General features: G+C 67.5%; 17 protein-coding genes. 4 read left to right on the top strand and 13 right to left on the bottom strand.

Annotation, left to right across the window (positions count from 1 at the left end; all coding sequences use genetic code 11):
• Positions 1–75: 75 nt before the first annotated feature.
• From ACFYO1_RS00195 to clpS, 6 genes are all read right to left on the bottom strand, one after another.
• Positions 76–1,038, bottom strand: coding sequence for a PLP-dependent cysteine synthase family protein (locus ACFYO1_RS00195; RefSeq protein ID WP_387225596.1), 963 nt, complete (start codon positions 1,036–1,038; stop codon positions 76–78).
• Between the two features lie 7 nt (positions 1,039–1,045).
• Positions 1,046–1,318: a MoaD/ThiS family protein gene (locus ACFYO1_RS00190; RefSeq protein ID WP_387225594.1), complete on the bottom strand. Its 273-nt coding sequence runs from the start codon at positions 1,316–1,318 to the stop codon at positions 1,046–1,048.
• Between the two features lie 33 nt (positions 1,319–1,351).
• A complete protein-coding gene (locus ACFYO1_RS00185) occupies positions 1,352–1,774 on the bottom strand; it encodes a Mov34/MPN/PAD-1 family protein (RefSeq protein ID WP_150403637.1) in 423 nt (140 codons plus the stop codon).
• A gap of 100 nt (positions 1,775–1,874) precedes the next feature.
• Positions 1,875–2,939, bottom strand: a complete 1,065-nt coding sequence (locus ACFYO1_RS00180; protein WP_387225592.1) for a P1 family peptidase — start codon at positions 2,937–2,939, stop codon at positions 1,875–1,877.
• A gap of 147 nt (positions 2,940–3,086) precedes the next feature.
• Entirely contained in the window at positions 3,087–3,656 is a 570-nt protein-coding gene (locus ACFYO1_RS00175; RefSeq protein ID WP_378720428.1) for a DUF2017 domain-containing protein, read from the bottom strand.
• 22 nt (positions 3,657–3,678) lie between these two features.
• The gene (clpS, locus tag ACFYO1_RS00170; protein ID WP_387225590.1) at positions 3,679–4,029 is read right to left on the bottom strand and encodes an ATP-dependent Clp protease adapter ClpS; all 351 of its coding nucleotides are present in this window, start codon (positions 4,027–4,029) and stop codon (positions 3,679–3,681) included.
• Between the two features lie 220 nt (positions 4,030–4,249).
• Between clpS and ACFYO1_RS00165 the strand changes: the two genes are divergently transcribed.
• Positions 4,250–5,599, top strand: coding sequence for a nicotinate phosphoribosyltransferase (locus ACFYO1_RS00165; RefSeq protein ID WP_387225588.1), 1,350 nt, complete (start codon positions 4,250–4,252; stop codon positions 5,597–5,599).
• 4 nt (positions 5,600–5,603) lie between these two features.
• Here the strand turns inward: ACFYO1_RS00165 and ACFYO1_RS00160 are convergent, their stop codons facing one another.
• Positions 5,604–5,789 (bottom strand): hypothetical protein, encoded by a 186-nt coding sequence (locus tag ACFYO1_RS00160; protein ID WP_387225586.1) that lies wholly within the window; start codon positions 5,787–5,789, stop codon positions 5,604–5,606.
• Positions 5,790–5,969: 180 nt separating this feature from the next.
• Between ACFYO1_RS00160 and ACFYO1_RS00155 the strand changes: the two genes are divergently transcribed.
• The 3 genes from ACFYO1_RS00155 to ACFYO1_RS00145 all read left to right on the top strand — a co-directional run bounded on the left by ACFYO1_RS00155 (position 5,970) and on the right by ACFYO1_RS00145 (position 9,507).
• Entirely contained in the window at positions 5,970–6,536 is a 567-nt protein-coding gene (locus tag ACFYO1_RS00155; protein ID WP_387225584.1) for an isochorismatase family protein, read from the top strand.
• Positions 6,537–6,591: 55 nt separating this feature from the next.
• Positions 6,592–8,634 carry an ATP-dependent DNA helicase gene (locus ACFYO1_RS00150; protein WP_387225582.1) on the top strand — a complete coding sequence of 681 codons (2,043 nt, stop codon included), beginning with the start codon at positions 6,592–6,594 and terminating at the stop codon, positions 8,632–8,634.
• Positions 8,635–8,811: 177 nt separating this feature from the next.
• Positions 8,812–9,507: a methyltransferase domain-containing protein gene (locus ACFYO1_RS00145; protein ID WP_387225580.1), complete on the top strand. Its 696-nt coding sequence runs from the start codon at positions 8,812–8,814 to the stop codon at positions 9,505–9,507.
• Here ACFYO1_RS00145 and ACFYO1_RS00140 read toward each other — a convergent pair whose 3' ends face one another.
• The 6 genes from ACFYO1_RS00140 to ACFYO1_RS00115 all read right to left on the bottom strand — a co-directional run bounded on the left by ACFYO1_RS00140 (position 9,508) and on the right by ACFYO1_RS00115 (position 13,977).
• Positions 9,508–10,275, bottom strand: coding sequence for an ESX secretion-associated protein EspG (locus tag ACFYO1_RS00140; RefSeq protein WP_387225578.1), 768 nt, complete (start codon positions 10,273–10,275; stop codon positions 9,508–9,510). It lies immediately after the preceding gene.
• Complete coding sequence (locus tag ACFYO1_RS00135; protein WP_387225576.1) at positions 10,272–11,603, bottom strand: hypothetical protein; 1,332 nt, start codon at positions 11,601–11,603, stop codon at positions 10,272–10,274. The genes ACFYO1_RS00140 and ACFYO1_RS00135 overlap by 4 nt, the downstream gene beginning before the upstream one ends.
• Positions 11,603–12,013 (bottom strand): hypothetical protein, encoded by a 411-nt coding sequence (locus ACFYO1_RS00130; protein ID WP_387225574.1) that lies wholly within the window; start codon positions 12,011–12,013, stop codon positions 11,603–11,605. The genes ACFYO1_RS00135 and ACFYO1_RS00130 overlap by 1 nt, the downstream gene beginning before the upstream one ends.
• Positions 12,014–12,027: 14 nt before the next feature.
• Positions 12,028–12,603 (bottom strand): DUF3558 domain-containing protein, encoded by a 576-nt coding sequence (locus tag ACFYO1_RS00125; RefSeq protein ID WP_387225572.1) that lies wholly within the window; start codon positions 12,601–12,603, stop codon positions 12,028–12,030.
• 316 nt (positions 12,604–12,919) lie between these two features.
• Positions 12,920–13,315 (bottom strand): RidA family protein, encoded by a 396-nt coding sequence (locus ACFYO1_RS00120; protein ID WP_387225570.1) that lies wholly within the window; start codon positions 13,313–13,315, stop codon positions 12,920–12,922.
• Positions 13,316–13,437: 122 nt separating this feature from the next.
• Positions 13,438–13,977 (bottom strand): DoxX family protein, encoded by a 540-nt coding sequence (locus ACFYO1_RS00115; protein WP_387225568.1) that lies wholly within the window; start codon positions 13,975–13,977, stop codon positions 13,438–13,440.
• Positions 13,978–14,028 lie beyond the last annotated feature (51 nt).

Raw genomic sequence — 14,028 nt, 5'->3', positions numbered from 1 at the left:
TCGAGCCGGCGGACGACTCGGGTGCGAGCCGTCCTCCCGCTATTTCGAGGGTACCGGCGCGGCCGCCGTCGGGCGCTATGCCCAGAGTTGGCCGTCGAGCCGTTCCTCGGCCTCTTCCAGCGTGCCGTCGTAGGCGCCGGTCGACAGGTATTTCCAGCCGCCGTCGGCGACCACGAACGCGATGTCGGCGCGCTTGCCCGCCTTCGCCACCTTGCGGGCGACGCCGAGCGCCGCGTGCAGGATCGCGCCGGTCGAGATGCCCGCGAAAATGCCCTCCTCGGACACCAGCTCGCGGGTGCGCTTGACCGCGTCGAACGGGCCGACGGAGAACCGGGTGGTGAGCACCGACTCGTCGTACAACTCGGGGATGAACCCCTCATCGATGTTGCGCAGCCCGTAGACCAGCTCGCCGTAGCGCGGTTCGGCCGCCACGATCTCGATGCCGGGGACCTGCTCGCGCAGAAAACGACCGGTGCCCATGAGCGTTCCGGTGGTGCCGAGGCCCGCGACGAAGTGCGTGATCTCCGGCAGATCGGCCAGGATCTCCGGGCCGGTGGTCTCGTAATGCGCCAGCGCGTTCGCGGGATTGCCGTACTGGTACAGCATCACCCAGTCCGGGTTCTCCCCGGCGATCTGCTTCGCCAGCGCCACCGCCTGATTCGACCCGCCGGCCGCCGGCGAGTCGATGATCTGCGCGCCGAACATGGTGAGCAGCTGCCGTCGCTCCACCGAGGTGTTCTCCGGCATCACGCACACCATCCGGTAGCCCTTGAGCTTGGCGGCCATGGCCAGCGAGATGCCGGTGTTGCCACTGGTCGGTTCCAGGATGGTGCAGCCGGGAGTCAACCTGCCGTCAGCCTCGGCCTGTTCGATCATGCGCAGCGCCGGGCGGTCCTTGATCGAGCCGGTCGGGTTGCGGTCCTCCAGCTTGGCCCACAGCCGCACATGGTTCTCGCCGTCCCACTGCGGGGACAGCGTGCGCAGGCCGACCAGGGGCGTATTGCCGAGGGTCGCGATCAGCGATTCATAACGCGCCACGGGCCGGTCAGCCGCCGGCGACGGCGGGCAGGATGGTGACGCTCGCGTCGGCGGGCACCTCGGCCTCGAGGCCGCCGGCGAAGCGCACGTCCTCATCGTCGACGTAGATGTTGACGTAGCGGTTCAGCTTGCCATCCTTGAGCAGCCGCTCGGCCAGGCCGGGGTGGTTCGCGTCGAGGTCGGTGATCAGCGCACTGAGCGTGGCGCCCTGCGCCTGCACGCGCTTCTCCCCTCCGGTGAGGCCACGCATGATGGTCGGGATGGACACGGTTACCGGCATGAGAACTCCTCGGTTTCACGAACAAGCATCGGTTCAGGCGGTTTCGTACGCGTCGACGATCTGCACCGGCTCCTCGGTGACCTCGCCGTCGACGATCCGGTAGCTGCGCAGCTCGTGCTGCTCGGGATCGCGGGTGGAGATCAGCACATAGTGCGCGAACGGCTCGGACGCGTAGGACACGTCGGTGCGGCTCGGGTACGCCTCAGTGGCGGTGTGCGAGTGGTAGATCACCACCGGGGTCTCGTCGGCGTCGTCCATCGCGCGCCAGACTTTGAGCTGTTCCCCGGAATCGAAACGGTAGAAGGTGGGCGAACGCTCGGCGTTGACCATGGCGATGAAGCGCTCCGGCCGATCCGAATCCTCCGGTCCGGCGATGACGCCGCACGCCTCGTCGGGGTGATCGGCGCGCGCGTGCGCCACCATTGCCTCCACGAGGTCGGCCCTGATCACCAGCACGAGTCAAACCTTTCCGCAGTGCCGACCTGTCGCTGTCGACAACGAGTCAGAATATTCGGCTATTCCCCGGGCGCTTCGGCTGGTCCGGTGTTCTCCGCGGCTAGCGGGGAAATAGATCGCTGTACGCAGGGACTTCCCCGACCGACACGGCGGACAGGATCGCGTCCACGATCGCGCGTTCCACGCAGAGCGCGGCGGCGGTGCCGAGCAGGTCGACCATCAGGATGTCCGGCGGGAACGCGGGCGGCAGCTCGAAGGTCGCGGCCGGCGGCTGCCAGGTACCGGTCGACAGCGCGAAGAACGCGTCGCCGTCGAACGGTCCGTGCGCCGGGCGGATCGCGCGGGCGAGCCCGTCGTGGGCGGTCATGGCCAGCCGCTGACAACCGATCGGATCCAGTGGCGCGTCCGTCGCCACCACGCCGATGGTCGTGTTGAGCCGCATGCTTTTCGCGGGCAGCGCATTCGCCTTCGCCAGCTGCTCGGCGGTCGGCGGCCGCAGGCCGAAGTGCTCCGGTCCGTCGGTGCCGACGCCCCACGGCAGCCCGGTGCGCGGGTCGAACACCGAGCCCGCCGCGTTCGCCACGACCAGCGCGGACACCGTGGCCCCGGCGGCGAGCCCGTCGCCGAGCACCACGCTCGCGGTGCCGACGCCGCCCTTGATCGAACCGGCGCGGGCACCGACGCCGCCGCCGACCACGCCGCGCTCGAAGTCGAGCGAGGCGGCGGCCGCGGCCTGGTAGCCGAACTCGGCGGTGGGCCGAATGTCCCACGCGCCCAACGGAAGGTCGTAGATCACCGCGCCCGGCACGATCGGCACCACCCGGCTCGGGTTGGTCGGATCCATCGGGATGCCCTCGCGCTGCTCCTCGAGCCAGCGCATCACCCCGTCGGCCGCCGCGAGACCGTAGGCGCTGCCGCCGGTGAGCACGATCGCGTTGGCCCGGCGCATGGTGCGGGCCAGGTCGAGCACGTCGGTTTCCCTGGTGCCCGGACCGCCGCCGCGCACGTCGGCCGCGGCCGTCGCCCCGCCCGGCGCGTAGACGACGGTGGTCCCGGTCGCCGCGCCGGAGCCGAGCGTGGCGTCCGGGTCCAGCGCGGTGTGATGACCGACCAGCAGGCCGGATACATCGGTGAGCGAATTACGTTGCCCGGCTTGCACCTTCACACTTGCTCCTGACACTCGGTCGCGGCGACGGTCGATCTACGTTCTGTTCTACCCGTCTTACCCGGTTCCCGTGGGGACCGTGCCGCATCATCGTCGCGTGGACGCCGGAATCGAGGGTGACCGTTCGTGCCGGATGCCGGTGTCGGCTCAGGGGGCCAGGGCTTGCAGCAACGAGTCCTGCATCCAGGTGAGCCAGTGGTAGACGTCCAGGTGCGGCGCGCGCGGGTCGTCCGGGCCGAGGTGGTCGGGAGTGTCCGCGTCGATGCCGAGCACCGTGCCCAGCGCCAGCCGGACGTCGGTGAGCGCGGTCAGCCAGGCGTCGGCCTGCTCCGGCGTGAGTACGATCTTGCCGCCGGAGGTCGGCACGGTGTCCAGGATGACGCTGCCCGCGGCCAGCTTGGCGTCGATGATCTCCGGCTCGTGCAGCCCGCGCAGCGCGCTGTTGAGGTCGGCGCGGTCGGCGTCGGGGGAACCGGGTTCGCTGCGATGGAAGTCCGGCAGCAGGCGGCGCAGCCGCGGATCGTCGGGCGCGGCGGTGTTTCCGGTGCGCAATCCGGTCAGCGCGGCCAGGTCGTCCTCGGGCGCCGACTCGGCTCGTTCGGTGAGCAGCCCGGAGACCGCACCGACCAGCGAGCGCAGCACGTTGGCCTCACGTGCGTCCATCTCGGATCGCAGTTTGAGGCCGCTCAGCGAGTTCTTCCTGCTCCACTTCCGCACGGCGCCAGGGTAGTCGTCCTGATCAGTCGTCCCGCTGCATGGTCGCCCAGAGTCCCGCCGCGTGCAGCCGCTGGACGTCATGTTCCATCTTGTCCCGCGAGCCCGACGAGACCACCGCTTTGCCCTCGTTGTGCACGCAGAGCATCAGCTCGTTCGCCTTCGCTTTGCTGTAGCCGAACAGCTTCTGGAAGATGTAGGCGACGTAGTGCATGAGATTGACCGGGTCGTCCCAGACCACAGTGACCCACGGGCGATCTTCCGCCTCCAAGATCTCGGTGTATTCGACCGCCTCGGGGGTCGCCTGTGCCGCTGACAGTGTCGCGTCCAAGGCGTCCACCGCGGCGCCACCTAGGACTGTGTTGCACAAGGCCATGACGTCAAGGGTACGACTCGACTCCGATTGAGCAACACCCTACTGAGCACTGTTTCGAGCATTTCCCGACTCGCTGACCGGGCCCCCGCCTATCATGCGGCCTCGCGCGTTCGCGCTGGCAAGCGCTCCCAGCGGCCTCGCGCGTTCGCTCCCGGCGGCATCACGCATTCACCGGACTTGCGCGAGCTGAAAGCCGACCGTCCTGTCTACAGTTGGCAGCGTGGATATCCGCGACGGCGTCACCAGCACCGCACTGCTGACCGACCAGTACGAACTGACCATGCTGGCCGCCGCGCTGGCCGACGAATCCGCGCATCGCCGATGCACCTTCGAGGTCTTCGCCCGCCGCCTGCCCCACGGCCGCCGCTACGGCGTGGTCGCGGGCACCGGGCGGCTGCTCGACGCGCTGGAGCGGTTCCGATTCGGCGAGCCGGAGCTGGCGGTGATCGCCCACTTCCTGCCCGCACAGACGGTGGATTGGCTGCGCGAATACCGGTTCACCGGTGACATCGACGGCTATGCCGAGGGCGAGCTGTATTTCCCCGGCTCCCCCATCCTTTCGGTGCGCGGCAGCTTCGCCGAATGCGTCGTGCTGGAGACCCTGGCGCTGTCGATCCTCAATCACGACAGCGCGATCGCCTCGGCCGCCGCCCGGATGGTCAGCGCGTCGGGCGGGCGCCGGATGATCGAGATGGGGTCGCGGCGCACCCACGAACTGGCCGCGCCGGACAGCTCGCGGGCCGCCTATCTGGCCGGCTTCGACGCCACCTCGAATCTGGAGGCGGTGCGGCGCTACGGCGTGCCGGGCGCGGGAACCAGTGCGCACGCGTTCACCCTGTTGCACGCGGGGGCGGCAGCCGGCGGCGCCGACGGGGTGGGTAACCGCTCTGACGGAGAACACGAGGCGGCGGCATTCCGCAGTCAGGTCGCGGCGCTCGGCATCGGCACCACGCTGCTGGTGGACACCTACGACATCACCCGCGGTGTCGCCACGGCGATCGAGGTGGCCGGCCCGGAGCTCGGCGGCGTACGCATCGATTCCGGCGATCTCGGCGTGCTGGCCAGGCAGGTGCGCGACCAGCTGGACAGTCTCGGCGCGACCAAGACCCGCATCGTGGTGTCCGGTGATCTCGACGAATACGCCATCGCCGCGCTGCGCGCCGAACCGGTCGATGTGTACGGCGTCGGCACCTCGCTGGTGACCGGGTCGGGCGCGCCCACCGCGGGCATGGTCTACAAGCTCGTGGAGGTCGAAGGCGTGCCGGTCGCCAAGCGCAGCAGTCACAAGGAGTCGCGCGGCGGGACGAAGAAGGCGGTCCGGTTGTCCCGGCAGACCGGCACGATCGTCGAGGAGATCGTCTACCCGGCGGCCGGGCCCGCGCCGGCGGCACATGGATTCGAGGCGCGTGAGCTGCTCGTTCCGCTGGTGCGCGGGGGCAAGCCGGTCGACGACCTGCCCACGCTGCCGGACAGCCGCGACCATGTGGCGAACGGACTGATCAGCCTGCCGTGGGAGGGGCTGAAGCTCTCGGCCGGGGAACCGGCCGTGCCCACCACATTCGTGAGCTGAGCACTCAACGCCTGGCCAGCCGGAGCAGCAACAGCAGACCGGCCGCGAACAGCATCGCGAACAGGACCCCACTGGCGGCGAAGCGGACCCAGTCGGCTTCGCTCGCCGGACGGTTGCCGAGCAGGATCGTGGTCGCGAGGTAGGCGATGGTGCAGGTGAGGACGCTGGTCGAGAGTCTGGTGCGGGTCATGGATGCTCCGTGCGCTGAGTCGTGGTGTTGCCCGGGAAAATAGGGGCACCAAGTAATCAACGGGCGGGTTCGCGATGTTTACAGTGCGGACAAGGCGTTACCGCAAGCCCCATGGTTCGGTGATCGCGCCGAGCGGCACAATGCACCAGAGGTACTCAGTTCACACCGCGGGAGGTCATGATGACCCGGGCCCTGATCGTCGTCGATGTACAGAACGATTTCTGCGAGGGCGGGTCGCTCGCCGTCGCCGGTGGCGCCGCGGTCGCGTCCCGGATCAGCGAGCACATCGCGGCGTCGGACTACACCGCGATCGTCGCAACCCGCGACTATCACATCGATCCCGGTGAGCACTTCTCCACGCATCCGGATTTCGTCGATTCATGGCCACCGCATTGCCGGGTCGGGACACCGGGTGCGGAATTCCATCCGAACTTCGATACCTCGACCGTGCGGGAAATCTTCTCCAAGGGCGCGTATTCCGCCGCCTACTCCGGTTTCGAGGGCGCTGCCGAGGACGGGACCGCACTGGCCGACTGGCTGCGCGAGCACCGCATCGAGGCGGTCGACGTCGTCGGCATCGCCACCGATCACTGCGTGCGCGCGACCGCGCTGGACGCCCGGATCGAGGGCTTCGACACCCGCGTCCTTCTCGACCTGACCGCCGGCGTCGGCGCCGACACCACCGAGGCCGCGCTGGCCCGCATGCGCGCCGCGGGCGTCGACCTCGAGGGAAGCGTTTCCGGGTAGCCGGATCGGCGCGACGGCCGCCATCGGTGTCGGTCCCGGGCAGTAGGCTGCTCGGGTGCCCGAACTCCCCGCCGTCCCCGAACTTTTGGCCACTGCCGTGCAGGCGCTCGGCGGGAAAGAGCGCGTCGGGCAGGTGACGATGGCGACCGCGGTGGACCACGCGATCGACACCAAGGAGCACCTGGCCGTGCAGGCCGGCACCGGGACCGGCAAGTCGCTGGCCTACCTGGTGCCCAGCCTGCGGCACGCGGTGCGCACCGGGCGCACGGTGGTGGTGTCGACCGCGACCATCGCGCTGCAACGCCAGCTCGTCGACCGGGACCTGCCGCGGCTGTCCGAGGCGCTGAGCAAGCCGCTCGGACGCGCGGCGAAGTTCGCGATCCTCAAGGGGCGCAACAACTATCTGTGCCTGAACAAGATCAACAGCGTGGTCCCGGAGGAGCCGGAGGCGGAGCTGTTCGACGCGTTCGCCATCTCCCGGCTCGGGCGCGAGGTGCAGCGGCTCAACGAGTGGGTCTCCGACACCGAGACCGGCGACCGGGACGAACTCGTGCCCGGCGTCACCGACCGCGCCTGGAAGCAGGTCAGCGTGTCCTCGCGCGAATGCCTCGGCAAGTCGCGCTGCCCGTTCGGTCAGGACTGCTTCGCCGAGAAGGCCCGCGCCGAGTCCGCGCAGGCCGACGTGGTGGTGACCAACCACGCGCTGCTGGCCATCGACGCCATCAGCGGTATCCAGGTGTTGCCCGAACACGACGTGGTGGTCATCGACGAAGCACACGAACTGGTCGACCGGGTCACCGGCGTGGCCACCGCCGACCTGGCCTCGTCGGCGATCAGCGCGGCCGCGCGCCGCTGCACCAAGCTCATCGATGAACGCGAGGTGGACCGCCTCGAGGGCGCGGCCGAGGCGTGGCACGACGTCCTGGCGGAGCTGCCCGCTGCCCGCTGGGAACGGCTGCCCGACGGTGTCGCGCCGGTCCTGGCCCTGGTCCGCGACGCCGCGTGGAACGCCCGCACCGCGCTCGCGCCGCAGGGCGGCACCACCCAGCAGGGTGACGTCGAGACCGCCGCCGCGCGCACCCAGGCGCTGGCCGCGATCGACGAGATCCACGACAGCGCGGTGCGCGCGCTCACCGCGTTCGACGAACCGGATCCGGCGAAACGCCACGACGTCATCTGGCTGTCCGCCGAGGAGATGCGCGGCGTCGCCCGGCGCTCGCTGCGGATGGCGCCGCTGTCGGTGGGCGGGTTGTTGCGCAGCAGGCTGTTCGGCACCGCGACGGTGGTGCTCACCTCGGCGACGCTGCAAATCGGCGGCTCGTTCGACGGGCTCGCGGTCACCTGGGGGCTGCCCGCGCAGTCATCGAACCAGTCCGACCCCAGCCTGGCCAACGGCGCCCAGGCGCCCGCCGACGCCGACAAGGTGCGCTGGAGTTCGCTCGACGTCGGATCGCCGTTCGACCACGCCAAGTCCGGCATCCTCTACGTCGCCAAGCATCTGCCCGCGCCGGGCCGCGACGGTCTCGCGCCCGCCTACCTGGACGAGATCGAGCGGCTCATCAAGGCCGCGGGCGGACGCACGCTCGGGCTGTTCTCCTCGATGCGCGCGGCCAAGGCGGCGACCGAGGCGTTGCGCGAACGGCTGGACACGCCCGTGCTGTGCCAGGGTGACGATTCGACCGGCGCGCTGGTGCGCAAGTTCGCCGACGATCCGGAGACCTCGCTGTTCGGCACGCTGTCGCTGTGGCAGGGCGTCGACGTGCCCGGCCCGTCGCTGAGCCTGGTGATCCTGGACCGGATTCCGTTCCCGCGCCCCGACGATCCGCTGCTCACCGCGCGGCAGCGCGCGGTCGAGTCGCGCGGCGGCAACGGGTTCATGGCGATCGCGGCCAATCACGCGGCGCTGCTGCTGGCGCAGGGCACCGGACGGCTGTTGCGCAGCGTCGACGATCGCGGGGTGGTCGCCATCCTCGACTCCCGGCTGGCCACCGCCCGCTACGGCGGCTACCTGCGCGCCTCGCTGCCGCCGTACTGGGAGACCTCCAACCCGGAGGTCGTGGTGAAAGCGCTGAAGCGACTCACCGAAAACGCGGTGTGAAACAGCGCACATTGGCGCGCATATGCTTCCGGACAGAAGTAAATTAAAGGTGGTACTTCGGTGAACCCCCAATTCCCACACCGAATGTATCGGCGGTCCCCGCGCCAAGCCCTGCACGCGGCGCGGGGACACCACAAATTCCTCCGCGCGCCGGTCCGCGCATGAGACCGTTTCCAGATGAAGCACCCTTACGACAGTGACGTCCTAGGCGAATTCCTGGTCAGCTCTAGATCATTGGCCGAGTATCGCGCGATTTTCTCCCTCACCGACGCCGATCTGCACGGCCGAATTCTCGACTGCCCTGGCGGCGCAGCGAGTTTCACGGCCGAGGCGAGTGCACTCGGCGCCCAGGTCACCGCCACCGATCCGGTCTACCGTCGCCCACCCGGTGACCTGCGCGGACTCGCGATCGCCGAGACCGATCGCGGAAGCGATTGGGCCACCGCGCATTCGGAAAGATACCGGTGGGATTGGTACGGCGGCCCGCGTCAGCACCGCGAGATGCGGCACGCGGCGGCCCGCCTATTCGGCGACGATGTACTCGTCAATCCTGGACGGTATGTCGCCGCCGAACTGCCGTCGCTCCCCTTTCCCGACGACAGCTTCGACCTGGCGCTCAGCTCCCACCTGCTGTTCACCTATGCCGACCGGCTCGACGCCGATTTTCACCTGGCCGCCCTGGTCGAGCTGGCCCGCGTCTGCGCGGGCGAGGTCCGCGCCTATCCGCTGGTCGATCACCTCGGCAACGCACAGCACGACCTCGTCGCATATCTCCGAAAAGAATTGGAAGACAAAGGTATTCGCACCGGACTCCGGGAGATCGATTACGAATTCCATCACGGCGCGAATACCGTGCTGGTGTTGCGCCCTTGACTACCAGCTGTGCGCCACCGCGCGGTAGGTGGTTTCGATGAGCGAGCGCAGTTGCCGCTGGACCTCCTCGGCCGAGGCCGGAGTCAGGGTGAACTCGTCGTCGCCGTGATTGTGCAGCAGGTATCGGCCATCGGCGGGCAGGTAGTCCATCCAGTGGAAACCGCGGCCGTCGGTGGTCGGCCTGCTGTCGATCGCGCCGCCGGCGAACACACCGACCTCGCCCAGCCCGGAGCGGGGACGGCGGACGATGCGGTTGAGTTGCTCGGTGTGCGAAAGACGCGTCGGATGCTTGGCGTATTCGACCCTGGTCAGATCCGAGCGGCGGCCACTGATCGTCGGGTATTTGCCCGGCGCGCAATTCGGCAGCTGTGCGGCGATCTGCGCGGGTAACGCCTGCGGCGGGCAACGGGTCAGCAGGATGTCGCGCCCGTATTCCTGTGTCGGGCCCGGCAATTGGACGGCGACCGTCGCGGCGCGTTGGGTCATGCCCGCATGCACGCGCACCACCTGATGGAAATCGCGTCCGAAGAAACCGTGCACCTCGACCCGAACCTGCGGTTCCAGCAACACATTCAGCGCGTTGAACAATTCCGGGCTCGCGAAACCAGCCAGCTGTTGCCGCGCATTCGCGCGCAGCCGCTGATAGTCCTCGTAGGCCTCGACGCCTTCGATCGTGTAGCGCAGCGGATAAGGCAGGCGGTCCCGGCCGAGCGCCTCCAGCGCCAGCTCGAACATCAAACCGTCCAGGCGCCAGCGGGATTCGTTCATCCGCCGATGACCCCGCCCGGCGGCAGCGCGGGTGGCTGCGTGCCCAGCAGTTCCGAACCACGGTCGTAGATCAGGTAATCCGGGGTCTTGTGCTCCCCGTCCTCGTCCCCCTTGCCGCGCCCCGCACCCGCGCCCATACCCGGTGCGCCGGCGGTGCCCGGCTTGCCGGACGACGCGGCGCGGGCGGCGGTCGACGCGGCGGTGGTGGCGGGGGTTCCCGCCTTGCCTGGGATGCTCTTGCTCGGAGCCGGGGTGGTGGTACTCGGAGTGCCCGGGGTGCGCGACGGCGAGCCCGGGAACGTCGTGGTGGGGTGGTTCGTCGGGGTCGACGGCGTCGAAGGTGTCTTCGTCTTCGTCGGATCGTCGGTCGGCGTGTTCGCCGGCGTCGTCGAGGCCGGCGTCGTGTTCGCCGCCTTCTTATCCGTGGTGTCGCTCGGATTCATACTCGCCGGCTGCGTCGACGGGTCGACGGCACTGTCCTGCTTCTTCGAATAGTCCGTGGACTTCTTGTCCGTCGTATCCGGCGAGCCGGACGGGTTGTTGCTGTTCGGACTACCCGGCTGATCCGAATTCGGACTGCTGTTCGGCCCACCGGGGTCGTTCTTGCCGACGGTGCTGGTGGGCTCGGGGAGGATCGGGGTGATGCCGTCGACCTCGTTGACGCCGGGTCGGTAGTACTGGGTCATGACGAGACGCGCGTCGCTCTCTGCCTCATTCGCACGGTAGGTGGGGCCCTTGAGGATGTTCTGCCCAGGCAACGAATCGAGGATCTTGTCACCGAACGTGTAGTTGTCCGGTTTACCGACAGAGCCCTTGGCCTGAGCCAAATGCCCTTGCGTCAGATCCAAACCGTGTCCGACCATTTGAAACGTCGCCGCCAGCTTCGAGAACGAAGTCGTGAACTCACGGGTGGCATCGATGGCGCCCTGTCCGGATTTTCCGTTCCAGTGCTGAGTGATGGATTGCTCTACGCCCTTGGAGAACTCGTCGACCGCGGCCCTCGCGCTGTCGGACAACCGGCGCCAGCCATCGGCTTTGGTGTTGATCGCGTCCGACTGCACGCCTTGCAGCGCATCGTAAATCGCCTGATGGGACATGGTCTCGAACGGATCCTGGGTCTTGATGGCGCGACCATCGAATTTGTCACTGCCGTACTCCGACAGCAAGCTCGACCACTCGTTGTTTACGTACCCACGATCCTGGTCCCACTTTGCCTTTTCGTCGGACGCTTGCTGTTGGTCGGTGTGCTTGTTCTTGTCAGCCTCATGCCGTGAGTTGGTGATGCTTCCCGCACCGATAGCTACCAGCCAATCGTTGAACGAGGCCATCACGAGGCTCCTGCGTTTAGCTGAGCAAGCTTGTCTGCGGCGGACTGATCCGACTCAGTCAGCTTGCCGATGGCGAGCTTGTATGTGTCGCGCATCAGAGTGGCAACCTCGACGCTCTGCTGAAGTCGCTTAACTGCCGAATCGTCGCCATTGTTTGCCTTGAGTGCGAACTTGGTTCGCAAATCCTCCGCCGACGCTAGGGTGCCGAAACCGGACAGGTGCTCGAGGTCGCCAGCAGCATCGACCATTCTCTGGACTGAGCTGCGCATACGCTCAGCGTGGTCCGCAAGCTGTTGACCGATCTCCTCGTCAAGGCGGAATTCGCCGCCCTCGGCCTGCTTCTTCAACGTCTGCCAACGAGTCACCATCGCCTGCATTTGGGTGTTCTCGCCCGGAACAGATTCCGACATCGCTCTCCTCCCAGCTACTTCGGCAGATACGGCTCGAGTTGCTTCGCATGCTCGACCGCAAGATCGCAAACATCACCCGTCACCGGGTCCCCATAGCGCCAACCGACCGTTACTTCGAACATGCCCTGTGCCGCAGGCATGCTGGCGTAACACCGCAGGTTGCCGGCATCGGACTTGTCCCGGTAGATCAGCCCGGAGCGAGGACCAATCGTCACATCGCGCAATCCGGTGAGTGAATCGTTCTTGCGAGCCTCGTCCTGCGTGGCCGTCGTCGATGACACGGTGACAAAATACGGACCTTGAGTCGAGTCCCACTTGCAGATACGGGCTGTGACCCCGCCCCTTGGCGCATCCGTGACGACATATTTCGTCGCCGGATCTACGTGAGTCACCCGCAATGCCTCATCCGACAAGTCCGTGCACGGGTTGAACTGGACGGTCCGCTGTCCACTGGTCGGCGCTCCGCTCGTGCCCTCCGGGTTCGGTGTTCCATCCTTCGTAGGCGAGCACCCCGCGACCAGCCCGACCACCGCCATCCCGGCCAGGACCGTCCGTGCGGCGACCTTCGGCGACACAATGGCGGTTCGCATATCTCTCCTGACTTCGGCCCAGACACCCCGACACAGGATAAGACGCACTGGCTCTCCCCCTGGTTCCATTCCAAACTAGAGCAATCCAACTGGATCGTTCCAGTCCGGCCGCGGAATCGGGTGCACGCTCACCCACCCGATCAACCTACTTCGGCAGGTGGTCCTCGGACTGGGCGGCATGCCGAAGTGCGAGGTCACGCTGCGGGAGCGCGGAAGCCGAGCACTTTCGCCGTGAGCGTCAGCCGAAGACCCGACGTTGCCGAGTCCCGCCGAAAGCAGATCCGCCCAATCCTTCCCGCCCCGCCGGCGGACCGGATCAACCGCGCACGGCCACCGCGTCCACCTCGAACAGCATCCCCGGCAAGGCAAGCGCGGCAACACCATTCAATGTCTGCACCGGCGGCCGCTCACCCCAGATCTCCGCGATCTTCTTACCCAGAACCGCAAGCTTGCCGAGGTCGTGATCGACGATGAACGTACGCAACTGCGCCACATTCAAATAATCCAAACCCACTGAGCGCAAAGCGATTCCGAGATTCGCAAAGGCATTCTCGACCTGCACCGCGAAATCATCACTCGTCGTATTCCCCTCCCCATCGGAGTCGTACTGCCCCGCAATAAGCACCAGTTCCCCACTCACCCGAGCCACATGGCTGTACCCGAACCCCACCGGATCGTGCAGCCCCACCGGATTACTGATCTCGATACCCATCACCGTCTCCTCGTTCCTCAACTCTTCCGCCCAACACCGAGACGACGACGCAACTTCCCCGGCTGTGACATAGCAAGGCGCGGTGACCCGGATGGGTCACCGCGCCGAGGTACAGCAGTAGGTCAGAGCACCCACTTGAAGATGAGTGTGATCACCGCGGCGATCACGCCCAGCGCGACGGCGGCCGCGCCGATCACGAATCCCTGCCGCTGCCAAGGCCGCCCATGGTCGAGCGAGAACCGACCCGCACCGGTAAAGGCGAAGCCGGCGCCGATGACGCCGAACAGCAGCGGGGTTTCCCAGCCGTTCTGACCGAACAGCCCGGGTGCCCATGTGGCGTTGATCGCATTGATCATGGTGCCCAGCACAATGGCGCCGGCTAGCGGTGTCAGCAGGCCGATTGCGAGAAGCAGGCCACCGGCCAGTTCGCTGAGCCCGGCCAGGGTGCCGAAGAATTTGCCTGGGTTGTAACCCATGACGTCGAAGCCTGCGGTGGTGGCGTCCCAGCCGTAGCCCCAGAACCACCCGAAGAGTTTCTGCGCCCCGTGTGCGGCGAGTAAGGCGCCGAATACGACGCGGATGATCAATAGCCCGATGTCGGCGGAGACGCCGTCGAGTTCGGTGTTGGCGGTGGCTCGTTCCAGAACAGATTTTGTGGTCATGCTGGTCCTCGTCCCTGCAAGTCAGATTCGAACAGCTGGTCAAATGGCCTC

The organism is Nocardia sp. NPDC006044 (assembly GCF_042871115.1).
Lineage (GTDB): Bacteria > Actinomycetota > Actinomycetes > Mycobacteriales > Mycobacteriaceae > Nocardia.
The sequence above is the reverse complement of the archived record's forward strand: the minus strand, read 5'-3'. Positions and strand labels throughout refer to the sequence as shown.